Raw genomic sequence first — 23,791 nt, forward strand, 5'->3', positions numbered from 1 at the left:
TCGTTATTCAAAGTTTAAAACTTCTCATCGTATTTGGTCCACAGGTCATCACCAAGCTGCCAGGCAGTATTTACCACTCGGTTTCCCCAGTCGATGGTGTAACGCGTTAAATGGGCAATGGTTTGTTTGGTCCCCATGCTCATCGCCGCCAATTCTGTTTCGCGTTGTTTGGCAAATATTTCTTCCTGCAAAGGTAAAAGCACCTTATCCACATCGTGACGGGCATCGTTCCAGCGCAGGCTGGCTAATGTGCTCATGCGGTTAAAAGCCCACCAGGCCGAGTTGCGGTTAAAGCCGTTACGTCCCGGTGTTTTGTAAGATTCTGGTAAATCACTAACGCTGCAGTAAATAGGGATATACACCGATGTGGCAATATTATCCTGTGCCATCCATACCAGTCCGCCAATCTCATCGGGCAGCCAGTCGCGGCTTTGCGTAATGGTGCCATACATGGTGTACCAACGGGCAATGGTGCGCTCACCCAGTTTACCCCAGCCACCTTCTATATTATGCAGGTCGTATTTGTCGTAAGGCATAAACGGATTGGCATAAGGATGAGGGATGGTATCACCATCTTCGGTAATTTTCTTCAGATGGCCCACCATATCATACGGTGTATGTTCGTAATAGTCCTTAAACACTTCAATCATTTTATGCAGCGTTACCTTTTTATCTGGTTTTACCGAGAAAGGATAATCCATGGCTTCCGGATCCAGTTCCAGAGAAGGAGCCATCAGGCTAAGGGTGCGCCATTCCCTGCGGCGGCTGGCCATTGATGCCCGGCTTTCAGGGGCATAGGCATAGGCAAAGCGGAAAGGTTCGTCAATTGGGTTCCACCAGGCACTGTCTTTTGCCACTTCAAACAGGTTGTCTGAATACATGAAGTTGTGCGTATCTGCAGTATCTACTTCCAGAATGCGGGCTGCGTTGGCATTAACGCTCACATGGTCGTCAGGTACACGCTGCGCAGCCCAAATAGCTCCCACTTCACCTTTTCCAGGCCCAACAATTTCAAAGTGCCATACTTCTTTTTTGTCCGCAATGGTCAGGCATTCGCCCCAGTCGCGGTAGCCATATTCTTTGGTCAGCTCGTCGGCCATTTTAATGGCTTCTCTGGCCGTTGTACAGCGCTCCAGCATTAGCTGTATCAGACGCTGGCAGTCAATCAAGCCGGCTTCCGAAACCAGCGATTCACGACCACCAAAAGTGGACTCGCCAATCGCCAGCTGTTTGGTATTCATACAAGGATAGGCCGAATTGATAAAACCATAGGTTTTGCGTTCCTGAGGTATTTCACCAACTGGTGTATGTTTATAGGCCGGCATTTTTCGCGTATCATCTTTCTCACGGGCATACATGGTTACCTTGTCTCTGCGGCCATGTTTTTGCTCGGGCACAATGTTCATCCACGAGCGGGTCCGGTGGCTGTCATCAGTGTGAGAGGTCATCACCGAGCCATCAAAACTAGCGCTTTTTCCAACGGTAATCGTCGTGCATCCTTCGGGTACACCGCCTTCCCAATCGGCTTTTATCTGTGCGTCAATTCCCTGCGCGACCATGGTCAGCAGCAGGCTTAGGGCAATTGTTATCTTCATTGGCATAATTATTTTTTTGAGGTTCTACAAAAATATAAAAATGAATGAGCCTTCGAACTGAAATGGGGCGTTTTATTAATGTGGGTTTGGGGAAGAACTAATTGAGCATCGAGCTTGTCGAAAGCAATCTTAGTGTTCATCAATACTTTCCCCTAGCTTGTTGAATGGGGGATGCTTTGCTTTAAAACGCTTCCCGCAGGTTGTTGAGTCCAGCGATCGAATTGTGAAAATGGTCCCGCAGGGTGTTGAGTCCAACGATCGAATTGTGAATTTGGTCTCGCAGGTTGTTGAGTCCAGCAATCGGATTGTGAAATTGGTCTCGCAGGTTGTCAAGTCCAACGATCGAATTGTGAAATTGGTCCCGCAGGTTGTTGAGTCCAGCGATCGAATTGTGAAATTGGTCTCGTAGCTTGTCGTGTCCAGCGATCGAATTGTGAATTTGGTCTCGTAGGTTGTCGAGTCCAACGATCGAATTATGAATTTGGTCCCGTAGCTTGTCGAGTCCAGCGACCGAATTGCGGAACCGGTCTCGCAGGCTGTTGAGTCCAACGATTGGATATTAACAGCGTGCTGCATGGTTGACGCATTGTTCTGCAGAGGCGGATAATTGTTATTCGACAGGATTTTTTAACTTTGTTTATATCACATCAACTTAATGATATCTGAATATGATGAAGTTTTTAAAAATAACAGGAGGAATCGTTTTGGGATTGCTCGTATTACTATTGGTTCTACCCTTGGCGTTTAAAGGCAAGATTGAAAACCTTGTGAAAGAGCAGATCAATGCGAATGTCAATGCGCGGGTCGATTACTCTGGCTTTTCTTTATCACTCATAAAAAACTTTCCCAATATAAGTGTGGGCATTGATGGTCTGTCGGTGGTAGGTGAAGCACCGTTCGAACAGGATACATTGTTATATCTTGGCGAGTTTAGCAGTAAAGTAGGCCTGATGGGAGCTTTATCGGGTGAGTTGGAAGTTAAATCAGTACTATTGAATGATTTGCAGGTAAATGCCATTGTGCTGGCCGATTCGAGTGCTAACTGGGACATCGCCAAAGCAAGCGATGAGGTAGCAGTTCAAGAGGAAACAGGTGAAGCGGCAGCCTTTAAGGTGGTGTTGGAGTCGTTTGTGATGAATAATGCTAACCTGCGCTACCACGATAATACAGCGGGTATTCAGTCGGAGATCAATGGCTTTAACCTGAGTCTGTCGGGCGATATGTCGGCTAAGCAAACCAACCTCACTATTCAGTCGCTCATTGAGAAGGTGATGGTTGATTACGATGGTGTAAAGTATGTCAATGGGGCATCGCTGGGCTTAAATGCTGGCATTGGCGCCGATTTGGAGAAGATGGTTTTTACTTTTTTGGATAATGAACTGAAGGTAAACGGACTGGTTTTAAATCTGGATGGAAATGTAGCGGTGAAGGAGGAGGCTTATGGTCTTGACCTCACGATGGGAACGACAAAAACTGATTTTAAATCCTTGCTGGCTTTAGTGCCTGAGGAATTTCTGAAGGATTTTGAAGGCCTTAAAACGGAGGGCACCATGCATGTGGACATGAAGGTTAAAGGTGACTATGTTGACGAGGAGCATTTGCCCGCTTTTTCACTCGACCTGGGGGTTGAAAATGGAAGGGTGCAATATCCCGATTTACCAGAGTCCATTAATAATATCAATATCGACTTACAGATAAATAATGAAGGAGGCAGCGCTGATTTAACCATTACTGAGCTAAAACAGTTTCATTTTGAAATAGCTCAGAATCCGTTCGATGCTTCATTTAAAATGCTGACGCCTGTTTCTAACCCTACCTTTAGTAGTAAGGTGGCCGGGCGAATTGATTTAAGCTCATTGGCCAATGCCATTCCTTTGGATAGCTTTGAAATTAAAGGCCTGATGGAGACTGATTTTGCTATTGCCGGCGATTATCAAATGATTGAGGCAGAAGCTTACGAGCAAATAAATGCCCAAGGCAAGCTGGCCTTAACAAATTTTGCTTATCAAGGCGCCGACTGGCCTCTGGGGGTTTTTATCAGGCAATCGGTAATGCGAGTTACCCCCCGGGCCATTCAATTGGAATCATTTGACTGTCAGGTGGGCAAAAGCGACTTTGGTTTAAGTGGTTCTCTCGAAAACTACCTGGCCTACGCGCTTAAGGATGGGACACTCAAAGGTTCCCTCCGGCATTATTCGAAATTAATCAATACCAACGAGTTGTTGGCCATGTCCAATGGAACGGAGGCAAATGCCGAAACATCGGACGAAACAACCGAAGTGGTTGAGGTGCCTAAAAACCTCGATTTTGTGTTTAGTTCGCAGATAGAGCGCTTGGTGTATGATAAGTTAGATATCTACCGGGCCAATGGTAAAATTACCGTGAAGAATGGTGTGGTGAAGCTGGATGGGCTTAACATGAGGTTGCTGGATGGTTCACTGACGATGACCGGACAGTATAACACCACAAACATGCAGCGCCCGTTTGTTGACTTTGCATTTGAAGGATCCGAACTGGATTTAAATATGGCAGCCAATTCATTTAGTGTGGTGGATTCCTTATTACCACTGGCTAAAAATACAAGTGGAAAGGTATCGCCGCAGTTTAACTATAACAGTTTACTTAGTGCAGATGCCAAGCCGGTTATGTCGAGCATCAATGGAGGTGGCTGGTTGCGTTCGAAAAGCGTGGAAGTGGCTGGGTCAAAAATTCAGAATTCACTGGCATCCACACTTAATAATGAGAGCTATCGAAAGATGCGGGCCGAAGACCTCAATATTAACTTTATTCTGGATAAAGGAAATGTGATTGTGAAACCCTTTAAAACTAAAATAGGAGGTAAAATGGTGGAAGTGCAAGGCACGCAAGGACTGGATCAATCCATTGACTATATGATCACCATGCCGGTAAGCAGAAAAGAAGTATCTAAGATGGCCGGTTCCTTTGGTTTTTCATTACCTACCTCGGGTGATGATCTCATTGTAGATGTATTGGTGAAAGGCACTGTGCAGCAACCTCAGTTGAGTTTTGGTTTGGATAAAGCCAAAAAACAGATTGAGAAGGACTTAAAAAAGGAGGGAGAGAAGTTGCTGAATAACTTCTTAAAGGGCTTTTAAAGAGAGTAGACCAGAAAACTAAGATGGTTCAGCCGAATTCTTACTTAATAGACTGGTATGTAGATCACTTATAGTTGGAAATACAATTTATAATTAGTGGGCATCTGGGAAAACAGGTGCCCACTATTGCTTTAATAGCACCTGTAATTAGGTTTTGCATGCACTCTTTTTTCGATTGCCCACCGAATATTAGGGCACAAAAAAACCTGACAAAAAATGTCAGGTTTCTTATCACCATTATATAATGGCTTAGCTTCTTTTCTCTTTGATACGAGCTTTTTTACCGGTAAGGCCACGTAAGTAAAATAACTTAGCACGACGAACTTTACCTTGACGTAAAAGCTCTACTTTCTCAATGAAAGGTGAATTGAAAGGGAAGATACGCTCAACACCTACGTTGTTAGACATCTTTCTAACAGTAAAACGTTTGTTGTTGCCATGTCCCTTAATTTGGATAACTACGCCTTTAAATACCTGAATACGTTCTTTGTTACCCTCTTTAATCTTGTACGATACTGCGATGTTATCACCAGGACCGAAATCAGGCATCTCAACTCCGCCTTCAAAAGCGGCTTCGGCTACTTTAATTAAATCCATTTTTGAATATTTTATTGGATTAAACGTTATTCACGCAATATTACATGACTCCCTTGTTCAGTAAGAGATTACGTGAAATCGGCTGCAAAAATAGTGTAATTAACTTAAAAATAAAAAACTTTCAGCTTCATTTTCCTGTTATTCTTCAACTTTCTCTTCGGAGTTTTGTGTCTTTGCCTGTGGTGCATTGTTGGTGAAAAAACCAAGAATGAAGTTTTTTAGAGAAGCGGTTAGGGGTGTTAGCCAACTGCTTATCAGGAAAGGAACAAAACGCATGGGGTTCAAAAATGCAACCAGCTCAATGTACTTTAATTCTAGTTTTTTTTCCGACAGGCGGATTTGATAATAAAGTTTGATTTTTTCATTCTCGAAATCTTCGAATGATTTAATATGACCGTATGAGTTTCTGTTAAGGTTCATCGTAGTTGGTGTATTTAGGAAAGAATAATTGAATAAATGATTGGATAATAGGTCTTTGGATAAGTAGTTTGCGCATGGCATAAAACAAAATTGACAGAATCAGGTAGAATCCGGCAACAATCAAAAAACCTACACCTCTACCTTCAAATAAATCATTGAGCCAGAAGGCTACTGCCAGCGAAACAAACAGCAGTACAAAGAAGAACAGGTAAAATAAGCCCATTTTAATAAGCATGCCCGAAAAAAAGCGCGAAAGGTTATCAGCCGTATGAAGCTTCACTAAATCCAAACGGGCATTAATGTACTCCTCAAATTCATCTTTAACTTCATTTATTTCTTCAGATAGGTGTTCTTTCATGATGTGTGCTAATAAAATACCCCGAAAAGAAGCTTTTCGGGATATTAGGTTAAAACAAATTGTTCAGAATTAATTGGCGCCGTGTGTGGGTTCAAGATTCTTTTTGTACTCATTGATAAGGCTTTCAATCTTTTTTTCAAGATCATTCATCTTCACTTTCATCTCTTCCTTTAGCTCTCCGCCTTTTACCTTCACTTTTTCTCTTAGTTGTTGTAATTCGGCTTCCATTTCCTTAATCTTAGCTTTTACCTGCTCCCGGGTATCTTTGCCCGATTGTGGTGCGTATAGTAAAGCTAATGAGGCCCCCAGAGCTGCTCCGGTCAATAAACCTCCTAAAAATAATCCAGTATACTTCATGGCCTTTAATTTTAAGGTTAATAATGTTATTTAAGGTACAAAAGCTAACTTAAGAAGTCAATTTATTTACTGTACCAAATCAAAGCATTCGTGGAAAGATAATCATAAATCATCACTTTAGGGCATTATCTGTTAACAAATCGGGGCATGAAATTTTCGATATTATTATAACTTTACAAGCATTCACTTGTGAGCACAGCAAGTAGTTGAACAGGGCTTCTGGATTTCCCCTCGTTGGATGGTCTGCGTTATTGACTGTTTGTTGAGTGAATAGAGAAAAGGATTTATAAAGAACTGTAAATAAGGGATAATGGCGTTGAATCTTGAGATTAAGGATAAGGAGCGAACAGAAATTCGGAAGGCTTATAGGCAACTGCTATTGGCTTGCAAGCCGTTAATGGAAGCAGCCGATGTGGATCTAATCAGGAAAGCATTAAACATGACCCGAATGCACAACCCTGAAGTGGCACGGAATGAGGCCGGCGAACTCAAAGTTCTGGAATCGCTGGAGGTAGCTTTGGTGGTGATCAACGAATTAGGATTGAGCCGGGTAGCTGTGATGGGGGCCTTACTTTATGACACAGTGGTCGACGGCTCGGTTTCGGTTGATGAAGTGGAGCGAACATTTGGCAAACAAGTAGCCCTGATAACCAGGGGATTGGTAAAAGTAAGCGAACTCTACAACAAAGGAACCTCCATACAAAATGATAATTTCAGAAAATTGCTGCTCACTTTTGCAGAAGATATCCGTGTGGTGCTGCTGATTATCGCTAACAGGCTTCGAACCATGCGAAACCTGGCTCTGTATAGTGCCGAGGATCAGCAACGGATCAGCAGCGAGGTGGCCTATCTATATGCGCCAATGGCCCATCGCCTGGGGCTTTACAACATCAAATCCGAAATGGAGGATTTGGTCATGAAGTTTACCAATAGAGAAATGTACTCCTTTATTGCCAAAAAGCTGAATGAAACCAAGCGGGCCCGTGATAAGTACATTCGTGAGTTTATCGAACCCTTGGAGGAGCAGCTGAAAAAGCAAGGCTTAAAGTTCGAAATCAAAGGGCGGACAAAAACCATTCATTCTATTTACAATAAAATTAAAAAGCAAAATACTGAGTTTGAAAATGTTTATGACCTGTTTGCCATTCGTGTGATATTAGACAGTGAACTGGAGAAAGAAAAGGCAGAGTGCTGGCAGGTGTATTCAGTGGTGACAGATAAGTATCAGCCCAATCCAAGTCGTTTGCGCGATTGGATTTCAGTGCCTAAATCCAATGGCTATGAGTCACTGCATACCACGGTGTTGGGGCCAGAAAGTAAGTGGGTGGAAGTACAAATACGAACCGAGCGCATGAATGAAGTGGCCGAAAAGGGACTGGCTGCCCATTGGAAGTACAAAGGGCATAAAGGGGAAAAAGGCATGGATGAATGGTTGTCTAATGTGCGCGAAATTCTTGAAAATCCTGAGCTAAACGCCGTTGACTTCATCGATGATTTTAAGCTGGATTTATACGATGAAGAGGTGTTTGTGTTCACTCCTAAAGGGGATTTAAGGCGATTGAAAAAAGGAGCCACCGTGCTCGATTTCGCTTTTGAAATACACTCCGAAGTTGGTAAGAAATGCGTTGGGGGACGGGTCAATAATAAAAATGTTCCCATTAAATATGTGCTAAAAAACGGCGATCATGTAGATATACAAACGGCCAGCAATCAGGAGCCTAAAAAAGACTGGCTCAATATTGTGGTCACCTCCAAAGCTAAGTCTAAACTTAAACAGGCGCTGCGCGACATCGAATACAAGGAAGCAGAGATTGGCCGCGAGATGCTTGTGCGAAGGTTAAAAAACTGGAAATACGAATTGAGTGATCAGTTGCTGAATCAGTTAGTGAAGGCCTTCAGGTACAAAACTGTGCAGGATTTTATGCGGGCCATTGCCATCGATAAGGTTGATTTCTCGCGTATTAAGGAGTTTATTATCAGGCTTGATAAAAAGGAAGATGAAACAGCGGAACATGACAAGGAGCGAAGTGCCGAGAAGTTTGTATCGGGTAAGGACACGTTGCCGGATGATGATGTTCTGATGATTGACAAGAGCCTGACCAATGTTGACTATAAGCTTGCTAAGTGCTGTAACCCAATTTTTGGAGATGAGATATTTGGTTTTGTGGCTTCGATGGGGGGCATTAAAATACACCGGAAAAATTGTCCCAACGCCATCGATATGCATACTAAGTTTGGCTATCGCATCGTCAAAGCGCAGTGGACGAGCGGTTCAGATACTAGCTATCAGGCTACATTGAAAATTACAGGGGTCGATGATATTGGGATTGTGACCAATATCTCACAGGTCATCTCAAAAGAGCTAAAAATTAAGATTCGCTCCATGAGCATTGATTCGCACGAAGGGATTTTTGAAGGCACATTAACCGTTTTTGTCGATAATATCAATAGTTTAACCGCTTTAATCAGGAAAATTAAGAATATCAGAGGCGTTTATACTGTTTCGCGCGTGGGAGCCTAATTCATAACGATTCTTAGGCCTGTTCGTTTGTTTTTTTCTTTTTTTTGGGTTACATTAATGAGGTAAGTATCTAACCTTTAAAAACAACGCCATGGAAGAAAAAATCATTACGTTAGTTGTATTATCCTTTGAGCGGGCACACATCTTAAAGTCGATGCTTGAGGCAGAAGAAATTGAATGTTTTCTGGAAAATACGAACCTCATTCAGGGGGCTGTTTCAACAGGGGTGAAAGTGCGGATATCTGAAGCCTCTCTCGAAAAGGCCCTGCCAATATTGGAGGGGATGATGCCGGAAGAGATGGAAGAAGTGGAAGTGAAAGATATTCCACCACGTATATTGCTGCCCGTTGATTTTTCAGATTATTCACGTAAGGCCGCCGAGTTTGCTTTGGATTGGGCGCAGGAGTTAAATGCTGAACTGACGGTTTTTCATACCTACTTCAATCCCATTATTAGTGCCATGCCTTTTTCCGACACATTTGCCTACGAAGTAAACACCGAGGAGATGGTGATGGAGTTGGAAGAGAAAGCACGTGAAGGCATGGAAGAAATGAAAACTTACCTGAACCAGAGAAATGAGCAACTGAGCAAACCTGTTGCATTAAAAATGGAACTGGTGAGAGGAATCGCTGAGGATGAGATCGTCAAATACAGTCGCGCTTATCGTCCACTAGTGATTATAATGGGTACACGGGGAGCCGACCGTAAAGCGGCTGATTTAATTGGCAGCGTAACGGCCGAGGTGATGGAAAACGCCAAAGTGCCTGTTTTAGCCATTCCCGAGAACTTTGAATACACCGGTTTGGGAGCTCTGAAAAACATACTTTATGCGACTGATTTTCAGGAGGCCGATTTCAAATCGTTGCAAAAACTCGAAAAATTAATTCGCCCATTAGATATGATGGTCACCTGTGGTCATGTAAGCTCAAAAGAGCATTCACAGTGGGATGAGGTGAGAATGACAGGCCTGAAGGAGCACATAAAGGCCAACTACGATGAAAAACTGGTGAAATGCGATTTAATTGAGCACGAAGATTTATTTGTGGGGCTCGAAGGCTATGTAAGAGATAACCAAATTGATATGCTCTCGTTTACCCGAAGACGCAGAAATCTGATTAGTCGTATTATTAACCCGAATCTGGCCAAAAAAATGTTGTTCCATTCTACCACGCCATTATTAGTATTTAACGATTAATTTTCTAATTTTAGGCAAACCAAATTGCCTGGAGTGTGAAACAATTATGTACAATATATCCTAAGGCCGGCTTACTGATAGCCGGCCTTCTGCTGCATTGTACTTTGGTTGTCGCACAATACCCTGTAAGTGGTGAAATACTTGAGGTGGGAGGGGATTACAGTGATGTCAGGGTTGAGTTAAGAAGTAACAGGCAACAAAGTAGTATCCCAATCTCTGCAAACGGGATGTTTTTTGCGTCATTGGATTGGAACACAACCTATACATTTTCATTTTTCAAAGAGGGCTATGTATCTAAGGTAATTGAGTTTGCCACGCATTTGCCCCAAGGCGTCTCGGCATCAAATATTGAGCCTTACCACATGCCGGTGCGTTTGTTTAAAATGTTTGATGGGGTCGATACTGTTTTTTTTAAGAATCCGGTTGCTAAAATACGCTACGATGAAGCTAAACCCAGAGCAAATGGGCGTGTTGGTGATTTTTCTGATGATCGGGATTACTCCTTAAAAGTGAAATACCGGGTGGAGCAAATGCGCCAGCAGGGAAAACGCCCAAATAACGTCAAACAAACTGTGAAGAGCAGCAATGAGGCAAATCTGCCGCAGCAGACAGCTGCACTTGAAAAAGAAGTACCAAAGCGTGCCCTTACTGAAGATGTGCCCCAAGCAACCGTTAGTGATCCAGAAAGGGTACCACCCTTAAAAGAATCCTATCCTGATGGGGAGCATAACGAAAAGTTTACGTTTAAGAATCGGACGGTTCTGAGAACGATCTTTGTTGCAGATAACCTATACCGTGTTTTTTTGTCTGTCAAACACAATTGGGGCGGACACTATTATTTTATTAATGAAACAACAAGCGGTTACCGCTGTATTTCTAAAGAAACATACGAGAATTCAATTGAAACATGTAGAACTAAATTGACGAACAATAAATGAGCTATATAAGAGGTTTTGCCAGCGATAATAATGCCAGCGTGCACCCCGAGGTGCTGAAGGCGATGGCTGATGTTAATGACGGACATGCGGTTGGTTATGGTGGTGATAAGGTAACCGAAAAGGCACAGGCCCTGTTTAAGCAGGTGTTTGGTGAAGCAACAGAAACATTTTTCGTATACAATGGTACGGGTGCCAACGTAATTGCCATTCAGGCCTTAACCCAGTCGTTTAATGCAGTTGTTTGTGCCAAAACGGCTCATATAAATGTTGATGAGTGTGGTGCTCCCGAAAAATTATCAGGTTGCAAGTTATTGCCCATTGAATCGGTCGATGGTAAAATAACAATTGAGCAGATTAAAAAATATATGCACGGTTTTGGTTTTGAGCACCATTCGCAGCCCAAATTGGTTTCAATAACGCAGGCTACCGAACTAGGTACTATTTATACGGTTGAGGAAGTTAAAGCCATAGCCGATTATGTGCATAGCAAGGGCTTATACCTGCACATGGATGGAGCGCGAATTGCTAATGCGGCGGCAGCTTTAGACTGCTCGCTGGCCGAAACATCGATTGCAGCTGGGGTAGATGTGCTGTCGTTTGGGGGCACAAAAAATGGGCTTATGTTTGGAGAAGCAATCGTATTTGCCAATGCCGATTTGGCCCGAAATGTGAGGTATATCCGCAAACAATCTACGCAGTTGCATTCCAAAATGCGTTACATAGCTGCCCAGTTTATCGCTCTTCTCGAAGGTGATTTATGGAAAGATAATGCGCTGCATGCCAATAAAATGGCCCGTTTGCTTGCAGAACAGGTGCAGAGTGTTGCAGGTGTTGAAATCACACAAAAAGTGGAGTCTAATGGGGTGTTCGTCACTATTCCCCGGGAAATCATTGCTCCTTTACAGAATGAGTTTTTCTTTTATGTATGGGATGAGCACCATGCTGAAGTGCGCTGGATGACTTCCTTTGACACAAAAGAAGAGGACATTAATGCATTTGTTAATACCCTTAAACGCCTGATGCAATAGTGACAAAATTATCCGACATAGAGTTACGAAAGATTAAAACGGCCACGGTCATTCCGATCTTTTTTTTGATTATCACTTTTTCGCTCAAGCTGATTGAATCTTTGGAAGGCTTTAGTTTTGTTGAATGGGGCATAAAGCCATTATCGCTCGAAGGTTTGGGAGGAATTATCCTGGCACCACTGGTGCACGCAGACTGGGAACACTTTTTTGCCAATGCCGTTCCGTTATTTGTGTTAGGAGCAGCCCTGTTTTACTTCTACCGCGGCATAGCCGTTAAAGTGTTTATATTAGTTTATCTATTGACAGGTTTATGGGTTTGGCTGGGCGGACGCGATGCCTGGCACATTGGTGCCAGTGGAGTTATCTATGGGTTGGCAGCTTTTTTAGTGGTGGGTGGTTTTATTCGTAATTACATACCACTAATGGCTATTTCTCTGATGGTGATATTTTTGTATGGAGGTATGATTTGGGGAATATTTCCCTTTAAATGGGATGTTCCGTATTCTTGGGAATCGCATTTGTGGGGATCGGTGGCGGGTGCTTTACTGGCGATTATTTTTCGCAATAAAGGGCCTCAAAAACCGGTTAAAGAATGGCCCGACGAAGAGTATGAATATCCGTTTTGGGAAGTAGATAATACCAATAAAGAACACACGGATTAATTATGCGCCTTTTTGTTGCAATTGATTTTTCAGATAAAGCGAACGAACTGCGAGCCATGCAGAAACCATTGTGCACCGTTAAGTGCAGGTTGGTAGCATCATTTCATCTTACCCTAAAATTTATTGGGGAGGTGGACGAACAGGCCTGCCAGCGAATCAAAAGGCAGCTTAGCAAGGTTTCGGCCAGTAGTTTTAGCTTGAAAACGAGTCGGCTGGGTAGTTTTAAGTCTTATAGTCAGAAAGCAATATGGTGCGGGGTTCAAGAGTCTGTGGCCTTGTCTCAACTGCAAAGCAAAATTGAGACCGTATTGGCAGATATGCCTTATCGTTCATCTGGCTTTAAGCCACATATTACATTGGCCCGAATCAAGCATCCGCATAAACTATCCATTAAAGATCGGGAACTCATATCTGAAGCAATGGAGAAGGAGTTTTGCTCAAGCAGTCTGGAGGTCAGCCGGTTTTTGCTACTGGAGAGTGTATTAAGTCCTCAAGGGCCTCAATACAGACAGTTGCAGGCTTATCCGTTGAGCGGAGTTTGGAGAGATGATGATGGGCCGGAGGAGGGCGATTAGGTTCCATAGTTAATTTGTTATTTTGTTTGATACAAAAGTGAAGTGTTTTATTCAGGACTCAAAAACAATTCAATATCCGCTCTCTCTTTATCTATGTATACAGCATGTGGCTATAAAATGAGAGAATTGGATGTTGATTGATAAATAACCATCGTTCATTGAAAAGAAAATTCAATAATCGTAAAACAGCTATTTTTGCAGCATGATTAAATGGGCACGATTAAAGCGTAAGGAAGTACTTGTGCATCTGGGATGGTGGATAGCCTATGGCCTGCTGTTATCTTACCTGCCACTTATTATTATGGACACATTTACAGCCATCGTATTTGTGTTTCGTACTTTGGTGGTGAGTGCAGCTATTTTTTATATAAATGCCTATTGGCTGCTGCCAAGGTACATTGCAAAAGGAGCTTATGCGAAATATGTATTAGGAATGGGGCTAACGCTTTTGACCATTGCGTTTGCCTACCACACCACGGGCGCTCACATGGGTATTAAATCTATGAAAGACCTGCGGAATGATGAAAAATGGGAGCGGGCCATTGAGCAGGACCGCTTTTTAAAGGATCATAAAGATTTGATATTAAAAAAAGAGCCACCAAGGTTTAAAGACAGGCGCTTTTTAGGCTTCAACATGATGGGGGTGCCCTCTTTTATTGCCATGCTGTTTATTAGCACACTTTTTTGGATTTACAGCGATTCGCGAAAACGAAAGCAGCACGAATTGAGTCTGGTAAACCAAAACCTGGTGAATGAGATGAAGTTTCTGAAGTCGCAAATGAACCCACACTTTTTATTCAATGCTCTGAACAACATCTATAGTTTATCCATGCTCCACTCGGTAAAAACACCAGAGATGGTGCTAAAGCTTTCGGCCATGTTAAGGTATGTGCTTTACGAGTCGGAAGATGTAAAAGTAAAACTGGGTAAAGAGGTGGATTACATAAAAAACTTCATCGAGTTTCAGCGCATAAAAATAGAGGGAATTCCCAATGTTCATGTAGATATAGACAGGGCCGACCGCATGAAAATGATTGAACCCATGCTGCTCATTCCCTTTGTGGAAAACAGCTTTAAGCACAGCAAGATTGAAGATACCGAGAACGGATGGATATCAATGCTGCTCACCACCGACGATGAAAACATCTACTTTGAAATAGCCAATAGCGTGCCCAAAACAAAGATTGCTGCTGATAAGAATAGTGGTATTGGAGTCGAGAATGTGAAAAGGAGACTGAAATATTTATACCCCAATAAGCATGCTATCAGCATTGATATTGATGAAGTATCCTATCGCCTTAACCTTAAAATTAATACCGTATGAAAGTCAAATGCATCATTATAGATGACGAGTTTCCGGCTCGTGAACTTCTGCAAAATTTTATTGCCAAATTTGCTCACCTGGAGTTAGTAGGGAGTTATAAATCAGCGCTGGAAGCCATGAGTGTTATCCAAAACGAAGATATTGATCTGATGTTTCTGGATATACAAATGCCCGATATTACAGGGATTGATTTTTTAAAGACCCTCACGAAAAAGCCGCTGGTGGTATTTACAACGGCGTATGAAGAGTATGCAGTAGAAGGATACAAACTGGATGTGCTCGATTACCTGGTGAAACCCTTCTCTTTTGAGCGGTTCATGCACACCATTAACAAGGTCGGCGATCGCTTATCCTACAAGCATGTTGTGAGCGATTTTCAAACATTGCCACCAAAGCCCGAGACCAAAAATTTTATGATGGTAAAAGCAGACCATAAAATTTATCGCATCAAGTTTAAGGACATCCTCTATATTGAGGGTTTACGTGAATATGTGACCTTCTTTTGTGTGAACGAGAAAATTGTTTCACTGGAGTCTTTACGTAACCTGGAGCAGCAGCTTGAAAAACATGGGTTTATGCGAGTGCATAAGTCCTATATCGTTAATATCGAAAGGATTGTTGCTTTTTATGGAAATCAGTTAAAGTTGGATAAGGTTCAGAAATACATCCCCATTGGAAAATCGTTTAAGGAAGTGGTTAATAAGCGACTAGTTAATAGTTAAGTATATTTTTTTGGAGAGCGCACATGCTATTTGTGGGCCTATATGTTAGCATTTTTCCTATTTTTGCCAGCTCAATTGATGGCCTGCAACTTGTTGTTGGTTTAACAAGTATCAAATAAAACAATAGGATAGATGAGTAACCCGATTGACAATACCCAAGCGGTAAAAAGTGATTTAGAAATAGCTCAGAGTGCTCAAATGCAGCATATTTCTCAGGTGGCTGCAAAACTAAATATTGCAGAGGACGATCTGGAGCTGTATGGAAAGTATAAGGCAAAACTCCCTTTAAAATTGATTGATGAGAGCAAGGTAAACAGCAATAATCTGATTTTAGTAACTGCTTTAACACCTACACCTGCCGGAGAAGGGAAAACAACCATTTCTATTGGTTTAACTGAGGGATTGAACAAAATTGGGAAACAGGCGACTGCTGTTTTGAGGGAGCCTTCACTGGGCCCTGTTTTTGGTATCAAAGGCGGTGCTGCAGGAGGCGGACATGCACAGGTGGTGCCAATGGAAGACATCAACCTGCATTTTACCGGCGATTTTTCAGCTATTGAAAAGGCCAACAACCTGCTTGCTGCTTTAATTGATAATAATATTCAGAGTAAAACTCGAAATTTAAATATTGATCCACGCACCGTGATTTGGAAACGTGTGATTGATATGAACGATCGTACATTACGCGATATTGTAATAGGTCTTGGTGGCACTCCCAACGGCATTCCTCGCCAGGATGGGTTCAACATTACCGCGGCATCGGAAATCATGGCTATTTTGTGCATGTCCAACGATATTACCGACTTAAAAAAGCGTTTAGGAAACATATTTGTGGGTTATACTTTTGATAAGAAGCCGGTTTATGCCCGCGATTTAAACGCACAGGGAGCCATGGCTTTATTATTAAAGGATGCCATAAAACCAAACTTGGTGCAAACACTGGAAGGAAATCCAGCCATTATTCATGGTGGACCGTTTGCTAATATTGCCCAGGGTACCAACACCATTGTTGCCACTAAAATGGGACTGTCGCTATCGGATTATGTAGTGACAGAGGCCGGATTTGGAGCTGATTTAGGCGCCGAAAAGTTCCTAAATATTAAGTGTGTAGCGGGTGGTTTAAAGCCCAAAGCAATGGTTATTGTGGCTACAATTAGGGCTTTGCGCCACCATGGCGGCGCGCCTGCTGATGAGCTGAACACACCAAGTACCGAGCGCCTTAAAAAGGGGTTTGAAAATCTGGCTAAGCACATCGAAAATGCACAGAAGTTCGGACTCAACCCAGTGGTTTCGATCAACAACTTTATTTCTGATACAGAAGAAGAAGTGGTTTTACTTCAGTCGCTGTGTGCCGATTTGGGCGTGAAGGCTATCCCAACTAAAGCCTGGGCAATGGGCGGCGATGGAGCAATGGCTTTGGCTCAAGCGGTGGTGGAAGAGACAGAAGCCAACAAAAACAATTTTAAGCCATTGTATGATCATAATCTGGGGGTTAAAGAAAAAATAGAGACCATTGCCCGTGAAATATATGGAGCCGATGGTGTTGATTTCTCCAAGCAGGCTTTGGCGGACATCAAAAAAATAGAAAGCCTTGAGCTGGATAAGTTACCGATATGTATGGCTAAAACTCAGAAGTCATTCTCCGATAACGAAAAGCTGATTGGACGACCTAAAGGGTTTACGGTAACCGTGCGTGAGTTCGAAATTGCAGCAGGTGCCGGTTTTATCATTCCTATCTTGGGTAAGATGATGCGCATGCCTGGCTTACCTTCTGTGCCGGCATCAGAAGGCATGGATATTGATGAAAATGGCGTTATTACTGGCTTGTCATAAAAACAAACTACCTATAAAAGCAAAAAACCTCGCCTGAAAGCGAGGTTTTTTGTTATACCTTTCTAAAGTTTATTCCTCAGTAGGGAGCTCTCTTAATTTAAGGTGTTCACCGGCATCTTTAACAATTGTGCGGTAGTACTCCTGCGAGTAGCCAGGGAATTTGGCGTGCGCGGGATTACCATGCTCATTGCGCTTAAACACGCCGTTTTCTTCTTCATGCAGGTTACCATCGTTGTATTTCACCAACAGGAACTCACCTAGCTTGCGCCATCTTTCAGTTACCAGCTCAGCCTGGTTAATCGAAAAATCAGTTAAAAACTGGCGGGCCAGTTCCGGGTTCTGATCGTACAAGGCTTTAGCAGACTGGTCTATTGCTGTGGTGTATGATGTTAAGTTATCTTCCAGTTCTTTTTGAACCTTTTTTATATCCTCAATCATGTGGCTGTAGCGGCCATATGCCTGGTTACTTACAAAGGTGAATACCCAGAATGATGAATCCCAGGTGAAGTTAAGCAGGTCACCTGTGCCTTGAGCCAAACACTTAGGTACGTCTGTCATACCTGCATACATCGGCATATAAACGCTTGAAGCGGCATCATCCACACCAAACCATAGGATACCACCAATGTGGTTGGGCAGCCAGTTGCGCATTTGAGCTACAAACGAAAAACCGGTTTGCTGCGTCGCAATCGCACGCTCATTAAAGAATTTTTCACCATCTACTTCCCAGGTTAAAGGGCGGAAGCGGTAAGGCTTGCTGTAAGGACCGGCACCGGCATCTTTCGTCATATCAAGCGGCGTTCCTTCATAGTGGTCGCGCATAATATTCATCACATCGCGGTGCGATATTTTCCTGTCCGGCTTGATGTAAAGGGGCATACGGTCGAGAGAGTTACCTAAAGCATAGTCTACATATTCGCCCATTTCGGCCGGGTTCATAATGTTGAATGCGCTCCATACACGTGCATCGCAAAAGCGAACAGCTCCAAAGTCAAGTGGGGCATAGGCATCGGCAAAGCTAAAATCTTTGTTTTTTCCATCAAAGTAGCCTTTTTCTCTGGCAAAGGAAATAACATCTTCTGAGTACAGGCAGTTTTCCTTGTCTTTTAAAGGGAAAGTAGTGATGCGGGCCTGATTGGCGTGAGCCGATACGTATCCGTCAGGAATTTTAACGGCTACCCATACAGCACCTTTGTTATTTTCACCTTTACCAATCATCTCCATTACCCAAACTTCGTCTTTGTCAACAATAGAGAAGGATTCGCCAGAGCTGTAATAGCCATGCTCAGCTACCAGGTCAGTCATCACCTGAATGGCTTCGCGAGCAGTTTTGGCGCGCTGAAGCGTGATGTATATAAGGCTTCCATAATCAATTAACCCATTCTTGTCCTTCAATTCAGGTCGTCCGCCAAAGGTTGTTTCAGCAATGGTGAGCTGGTGCTCGTTCATGTTACCAATTACCGTGTAAGTTTGACTTACTTGTGGTATCTCCCCCAGGTATTTACCAGTATCCCATTCATGCACCTTTAGCATTGTTCCGGCTTCGTAGGTGGCGGCCGGCCAAAAGTAAAGTTCGCCATATAAATCGTGCGAATCAGCCGCATAAGAAACCAATGTGGAACCATCTGTTGAGGCATTTTTTGTGACCAAAATATTGGTACAGGCATTGGCAGGTGTCATGTGTAGCAACATGGCCGCAACTCCCATCAATGCAATTAATCTTTTCATCATATCAATTGAATATTAAGTGAAAATATTTGTTCTGACACAAATATATAAAATCCCAACTATTACAAAGTGAGATTTGACAGGTTTCGACCCTTGCATTAAAAGCGGGTAGCTCTTAACATATTTCCTTAACTGCTTGCTATTTACTCCCATTTTTAGTTATTTGCACAAAGAGATACATTGGGGGAAGATGTGCATCAGCAATGATTTAATCCAGGCGTTAGACTATTCAGAAAGCATTGTAATCCTGACGGATTTAAATGGTTCCATTCGCTATGTCAATAATAGTTTTGTCGAAAAGTATGGTTATCAACGCGATGAGGTATACGGAAAAACCCCACGGCTCTTTAAGAGCAAGCATCACGACAGCAACTATTACCAGCAGCTGTGGACAACAATCAACAATCGTCAAACCTGGAGGGGCGAGTTTAAGAACATCACTAAATCAGGCGCCTATATCTGGGAAAAGGCGGTTATTAACCCGGTTAAAAATGAGCGGGGAGAATTAACCGGATTCATTGCGGTGAAGGAAGACATCACGCGCCAGCGTGAGTTAGAACTGCAGTTGACCGCGGATACCAGTTTTTTGAATGAGCTGTTTGATAATTCACCGGTTGGTATTGCCATCCTGAAACCCATCTACAAACAGGATAAGATTATTGATTTTCAGGTGGTAAGAGCGAATCCTTCCGCCGGGGTTGTTGTTGGGCGACTGGGCATTGTTGGTTTGAAGATCAGTGATATACTGCCAGAATACTCAATGGATAAGAAAAGCCTTGACCAGGTTATGAAACGCAAATTATCTTTTGAGTCGCACCTGAAAGATATTGGTAAACATATTCGATACCGGACTTTCCCATTTGGTAAGCAGCGGGTTTGCCTGTTTTTTTATGATGTTTCGCCTTACCGACAAACGATACAGGCACTGGAAGCGAGTGAGCAGCGCTATTTTTCGCTGGTAGAAGATGCACCTGCATTGATTAGTCGCTTTAACCGGGACGGAATACTGATTTATGCCAATGAGGCCTATTGTAAAGCCTTTGAAGTAAAGCGGGAGGAGCTAATTGGTAAATGTATTTATGACTGGTACCCCGAAGAAGAAAAAGCACGGGCCAAACAAGTGGTTCAGTCTTTAACAGCTGAGAATGCGATTAGTGTAGTGGAGCATCAGGCGGTGCTGGGCAGTGGTCAAACAAAATGGATGAGGTGGTTAGACCGGGCCCTGGTAGACTCTAAAGGGAATATATTTGAATACCAATCGGTAGGGATGGATTTAACCCCTCTGAAGAAAAGTGAGCTGGAGCTTATTCAACATCGCAATAAGCTGGATGCCATTGTAAACAATACGGTGGCCGGCATTGGGGTGGTTTCGCCGCAAGGGCAATTTGTGTTGGTAAATGAGCACTTTCAAAAAATGATTGGGTACCACAGTAAGGAGGAAATTTATGACTGTGAGCACCTTCAGTTTGTTCATCCGCGCTGGAAGGATGTTGCCAACACCAATTTTTTACGCTTGCTGGCCGGTGAGGTCAATGATTACAATTTGGAGTGTGAAATTCTGAGAAAGGATAAATCTACCTTTTGGGGCGATTTGCACGTATCACCTATTCGGGATATTAATGGTGAAATTATCGAAATAATAGGTATCATCACCGATATCACGAAAAAGAAAGAGACCGAATTGCAGCTAAAGGAGCGCGAAGAGAAGCTGCAAGAACTCAATGCTACAAAGGATAAGCTGTTTTCGATAATTGCACATGACATTAAAAACCCGTTTAACAGTATTTTGGGCTTCTCAAGCTTGCTAAAAAGTAATTTGGATAACTATTCAAAAGAGGAAATTAAAACCTATGTGGAGCAAATTGCCATTGGCAGTGAAAATGTTTACAAGTTGTTGGATGATTTGCTGATATGGGCGAAAAGTCAGCTAGGGCAAATGGTGGTGTGTCCGCAGTACTTCAGGCTCAGGAGTCTGGTGGATATGGCCATCGATAATTACGCCATACAGGCCGAGAACAAGCAGGTGTATTTAATCAATGATGTCAGGCAGCAGGAGGTTATTTATGCAGATTTGGATATGATGAAGTTTGTTATCCGAAACTTAATCCATAACGCCATTAAATTTACCGGTGCTGAAGGAAAGGTGACCTGTTCGGCAGCCATCCGAGGTAACTTTGTTGTTTTATCGATTAAGGACACGGGCATTGGCATTCGGGCCGATAAGCTTAAGACCCTGTTCAGCATTAATAACTACATAAGCACCTCGGGCACTTCCAATGAAAAAGGAACTGGCCTGGGCCTGCATCTTTCTTGCGAAATGGTGGAGAAAAACGGCGGGAAAATAGAAGTGAAGAGTAAGGTGGGACAGGGCACCAATGTACTGGTCTACCTTCCTATGTTGGAACAATAAAAAAAGGCGCCGAATCAGTATCCGGCGCCAGGTATTTTATCTCTTTTTAGCTTAAAAGCCGTTCACTACTTTTCGAATCTCCACTAAACGCCCCATCAGGCCTTCAAGCAGATCAAGATGCAGCATGTTTGCTCCATCTGATTTTGCGTTAGCCGGGTCAAAGTGTGTTTCGATAAACAGACCATCGGCACCAACGGCAATACCAGCGCGCGCGATTGTTTCAATCAATGCTGGTTTACCACCTGTTACACCGCTCGATTGGTTAGGCTGTTGTAATGAGTGGGTGATGTCCAGCACAACCGGTACTTCAAACTGCTTCATGGCAGGAATGCCCCGGTAGTCCACAATCATGTCCTGATAGCCAAACATCGTCCCTCTATCGGTGAGGATAACCTGGCTGTTGTGCGAATCCCTCACTTTGTTTACCGCAAAAACCATGGATTCGGGGCTCAGAAACTGTCCTTTCTTAATATTGACCACTTTACCGGTGTTGGCGGCTGCTACCAATAAATCTGTTTGGCGGCACAAAAATGCGGGTACCTGCAACACATCCACATACTCCGCAGCCATGGCAGCTTCCTCGGCAGCATGAATATCGGTTACTGTTGGGATATCAAACGTTTCACTCACCTTGCGCAGGATTTTTAGAGCCTTCTCATCGCCAATGCCACTGAATGAATCGATGCGTGAGCGGTTGGCTTTGCGGTAGGAACCTTTGAAAATGTAAGGTATTTGCAGTTTGTTGGTAATCTCAACCACACGTTCGGCAATGCGCAGCGCCATTTCTTCACCTTCGATGGCACAGGGGCCGGCCATCAGGAAGAAATTACCGCTATCGGTATGTTTAATTTTTGGTATTTTATTTATATCCATGATTTTAAAATAGTCCGGCGTCCGCAGGTGGGAATCCGGTGTTGGTATTATTTACTGTTTACAAAAATAGGCATTGCTTCCGACAAATTTTAATCAATTGCCCACTATCCTTGTTTCTTTCTATTTCTCGTATTTATCCTTCCACAAAAATTTCATGCGTTCATCAACTTTGGCTTCCTGCTGGTTGCCCTGCGGGTAGTAAACGCGCTTGTTTTTTAAGTCATCCGGCATGTATTGCTGCTCTACAAAATTATTGGGATAGGCATGCGCATACATGTATTCTTTGCCGTAGTTGAGCTCTTTCATTAGTTTGGTTGGTGCATTGCGCAAGTGTAAAGGAACTGGCAAGTTGCCGGTTTGTTTCACCAGCGACTGGGCATCGTTAATGGCTTGATAGGCTGAATTACTTTTAGGGCTGGTGGCCAGGTAAATGGTTACCTGCGACAGGATGATGCGCGATTCGGGCCAGCCAACCATTTTAATGGCTTCAAAGCAATTGGTAGCCAGCAATAGCGCGTTGGGATTGGCCAAGCCAATATCTTCCGAAGCTGAGATGATGAGGCGTCGGGCAATAAACTTTGGGTCTTCGCCACCTTCCACCATGCGGGCCAGCCAGTAAACAGCGGCATCGGGGTCGCTGCCTCGGATGGATTTGATAAAGGCTGAAATGATGTCGTAATGCATCTCGCCATTTTTATCATACTGGGCCGGATTTTGTTGCAGGTTGGTAGTTACCAGCTCATCTGTAATTTCTATGTGTTCATTAGTTATTTCGGCATTGGTTACCAACTCCAGAATATTAAGCAATTTCCGGGCGTCGCCACCGGAGTAGCGCAGCAGGGCGGTATCTTCTTTCACCGAAATGCTTTTCATTTTTAGCAGGATGTCTCCTTTCAACACCTTATCCACCAGCTCCAGTAAATCTTCTTTTTCCAGTGCTTTAAGAACATACACCTGGCAGCGCGACAAGAGAGGCGAAATAACCTCAAACGATGGGTTTTCGGTAGTGGCGCCAATCAGTGTCACCACGCCTTCCTCTACAGCACCCAGCAGGCTATCCTGTTGCGACTTGCTGAAGCGGTGAATCTCATCGATGAACAGAATGGGAGAGGGTGAGCTAAAAAAGCGTGCTTTACGGGCTTTTTCGATGGCTTCGCGCACATCTTTTACACCGGAGTTAACGGCCGACAAAACAAAAAACGGGCGCTCAAGCTGCTTGGCAATAATTTTTGCCAGCGTGGTTTTTCCTACCCCGGGAGGCCCCCACAAGATGATGGACGAAATCATTTTGCGATCAATCATTTTACGAAGTACGGCACCTTTGCCAACCAGGTGCTTCTGACCAATATACTGTTCGAGGTTTGTAGGCCGCATGCGTTCGGCCAAAGGAGGATATCCACTCATGCATCTCTGTTTTAAGAACTCAAAAATACAAATTTCATTTTTGCCTGCAGCAGCAAATAGAAATGCCCCATGGCAATTGCATTAAAAATTGTTTTTTCAACTCACGCCGTTGAGGCTTCACCTTTTTGGTAATGA

19 protein-coding genes are annotated in these 23,791 nt (G+C 43.3%); 11 read left to right on the forward strand and 8 right to left on the reverse strand.

Annotated features, from left to right (window positions below; translation table 11 throughout):
* Positions 1-14 precede the first annotated feature (14 nt).
* Positions 15-1,595: a dipeptidase gene (locus ACSX1H_RS15550; protein WP_439185149.1), complete on the reverse strand. Its 1,581-nt coding sequence runs from the start codon at positions 1,593-1,595 to the stop codon at positions 15-17.
* A 668-nt stretch (positions 1,596-2,263) separates the two neighbouring features.
* Here ACSX1H_RS15550 and ACSX1H_RS15555 point away from each other — a divergent pair.
* On the forward strand, positions 2,264-4,711 hold the full coding sequence (locus ACSX1H_RS15555) for an AsmA family protein (RefSeq protein WP_439185150.1): 2,448 nt from the start codon (positions 2,264-2,266) through the stop codon (positions 4,709-4,711).
* Between the two features lie 249 nt (positions 4,712-4,960).
* On the opposite strand, the gene rplS is transcribed toward ACSX1H_RS15555, so the two are convergent.
* The 4 genes from rplS to ACSX1H_RS15575 all read right to left on the reverse strand — a co-directional run bounded on the left by rplS (position 4,961) and on the right by ACSX1H_RS15575 (position 6,443).
* Positions 4,961-5,308: a 50S ribosomal protein L19 gene (rplS, locus tag ACSX1H_RS15560; RefSeq protein ID WP_439185151.1), complete on the reverse strand. Its 348-nt coding sequence runs from the start codon at positions 5,306-5,308 to the stop codon at positions 4,961-4,963.
* A gap of 138 nt (positions 5,309-5,446) precedes the next feature.
* On the reverse strand, positions 5,447-5,728 hold the full coding sequence (locus ACSX1H_RS15565) for a hypothetical protein (protein ID WP_439185152.1): 282 nt from the start codon (positions 5,726-5,728) through the stop codon (positions 5,447-5,449).
* Positions 5,718-6,086 (reverse strand): phage holin family protein, encoded by a 369-nt coding sequence (locus ACSX1H_RS15570; RefSeq protein WP_439185153.1) that lies wholly within the window; start codon positions 6,084-6,086, stop codon positions 5,718-5,720. Before ACSX1H_RS15570 ends, ACSX1H_RS15565 begins: the two co-directional genes overlap by 11 nt.
* 69 nt (positions 6,087-6,155) lie before the next feature.
* Complete coding sequence (locus ACSX1H_RS15575; protein WP_439185154.1) at positions 6,156-6,443, reverse strand: YtxH domain-containing protein; 288 nt, start codon at positions 6,441-6,443, stop codon at positions 6,156-6,158.
* A gap of 310 nt (positions 6,444-6,753) precedes the next feature.
* Here ACSX1H_RS15575 and ACSX1H_RS15580 point away from each other — a divergent pair, with 310 nt between their 5' ends.
* From ACSX1H_RS15580 to ACSX1H_RS15620, 9 genes are all read left to right on the forward strand, one after another.
* Positions 6,754-8,964: a RelA/SpoT family protein gene (locus tag ACSX1H_RS15580; RefSeq protein WP_439185155.1), complete on the forward strand. Its 2,211-nt coding sequence runs from the start codon at positions 6,754-6,756 to the stop codon at positions 8,962-8,964.
* Between the two features lie 91 nt (positions 8,965-9,055).
* Positions 9,056-10,159 carry a universal stress protein gene (locus ACSX1H_RS15585; RefSeq protein ID WP_439185156.1) on the forward strand — a complete coding sequence of 368 codons (1,104 nt, stop codon included), beginning with the start codon at positions 9,056-9,058 and terminating at the stop codon, positions 10,157-10,159.
* A 35-nt stretch (positions 10,160-10,194) separates the two neighbouring features.
* The gene (locus ACSX1H_RS15590) at positions 10,195-11,097 is read left to right on the forward strand and encodes a hypothetical protein (RefSeq protein WP_439185157.1); all 903 of its coding nucleotides are present in this window, start codon (positions 10,195-10,197) and stop codon (positions 11,095-11,097) included.
* On the forward strand, positions 11,094-12,125 hold the full coding sequence (locus ACSX1H_RS15595; RefSeq protein WP_439185158.1) for a threonine aldolase family protein: 1,032 nt from the start codon (positions 11,094-11,096) through the stop codon (positions 12,123-12,125). Before ACSX1H_RS15590 ends, ACSX1H_RS15595 begins: the two co-directional genes overlap by 4 nt.
* Positions 12,125-12,787 (forward strand): rhomboid family intramembrane serine protease, encoded by a 663-nt coding sequence (locus ACSX1H_RS15600; RefSeq protein WP_439185159.1) that lies wholly within the window; start codon positions 12,125-12,127, stop codon positions 12,785-12,787. The genes ACSX1H_RS15595 and ACSX1H_RS15600 overlap by 1 nt, the downstream gene beginning before the upstream one ends.
* Before the next feature lie 2 nt (positions 12,788-12,789).
* Complete coding sequence (gene thpR, locus ACSX1H_RS15605; protein WP_439185160.1) at positions 12,790-13,362, forward strand: RNA 2',3'-cyclic phosphodiesterase; 573 nt, start codon at positions 12,790-12,792, stop codon at positions 13,360-13,362.
* 202 nt (positions 13,363-13,564) lie between these two features.
* Entirely contained in the window at positions 13,565-14,686 is a 1,122-nt protein-coding gene (locus ACSX1H_RS15610; protein WP_439185161.1) for a sensor histidine kinase, read from the forward strand.
* Entirely contained in the window at positions 14,683-15,408 is a 726-nt protein-coding gene (locus tag ACSX1H_RS15615) for a LytR/AlgR family response regulator transcription factor (RefSeq protein ID WP_439185162.1), read from the forward strand. The genes ACSX1H_RS15610 and ACSX1H_RS15615 overlap by 4 nt, the downstream gene beginning before the upstream one ends.
* A 132-nt stretch (positions 15,409-15,540) precedes the next feature.
* A complete protein-coding gene (locus tag ACSX1H_RS15620; protein ID WP_439185163.1) occupies positions 15,541-17,241 on the forward strand; it encodes a formate--tetrahydrofolate ligase in 1,701 nt (566 codons plus the stop codon).
* A gap of 69 nt (positions 17,242-17,310) precedes the next feature.
* Here the strand turns inward: ACSX1H_RS15620 and ACSX1H_RS15625 are convergent, their stop codons facing one another.
* On the reverse strand, positions 17,311-18,972 hold the full coding sequence (locus ACSX1H_RS15625; protein WP_439185164.1) for a dipeptidase: 1,662 nt from the start codon (positions 18,970-18,972) through the stop codon (positions 17,311-17,313).
* 160 nt (positions 18,973-19,132) lie between these two features.
* Here ACSX1H_RS15625 and ACSX1H_RS15630 point away from each other — a divergent pair, with 160 nt between their 5' ends.
* Positions 19,133-21,379 (forward strand): sensor histidine kinase, encoded by a 2,247-nt coding sequence (locus tag ACSX1H_RS15630; RefSeq protein WP_439185165.1) that lies wholly within the window; start codon positions 19,133-19,135, stop codon positions 21,377-21,379.
* A 51-nt stretch (positions 21,380-21,430) separates the two neighbouring features.
* On the opposite strand, the gene kdsA is transcribed toward ACSX1H_RS15630, so the two are convergent.
* Together kdsA and ACSX1H_RS15640 are read right to left on the reverse strand one after the other, a co-directional pair.
* The gene (kdsA, locus tag ACSX1H_RS15635) at positions 21,431-22,252 is read right to left on the reverse strand and encodes a 3-deoxy-8-phosphooctulonate synthase (RefSeq protein ID WP_439185166.1); all 822 of its coding nucleotides are present in this window, start codon (positions 22,250-22,252) and stop codon (positions 21,431-21,433) included.
* Between the two features lie 120 nt (positions 22,253-22,372).
* Positions 22,373-23,656 carry a replication-associated recombination protein A gene (locus ACSX1H_RS15640; protein WP_439185167.1) on the reverse strand — a complete coding sequence of 428 codons (1,284 nt, stop codon included), beginning with the start codon at positions 23,654-23,656 and terminating at the stop codon, positions 22,373-22,375.
* Positions 23,657-23,791: the final 135 nt, after the last annotated feature.

It is taken from the genome of Carboxylicivirga taeanensis (assembly GCF_051851475.1).
GTDB classification, from domain to species: domain Bacteria; phylum Bacteroidota; class Bacteroidia; order Bacteroidales; family Marinilabiliaceae; genus Carboxylicivirga; species Carboxylicivirga taeanensis.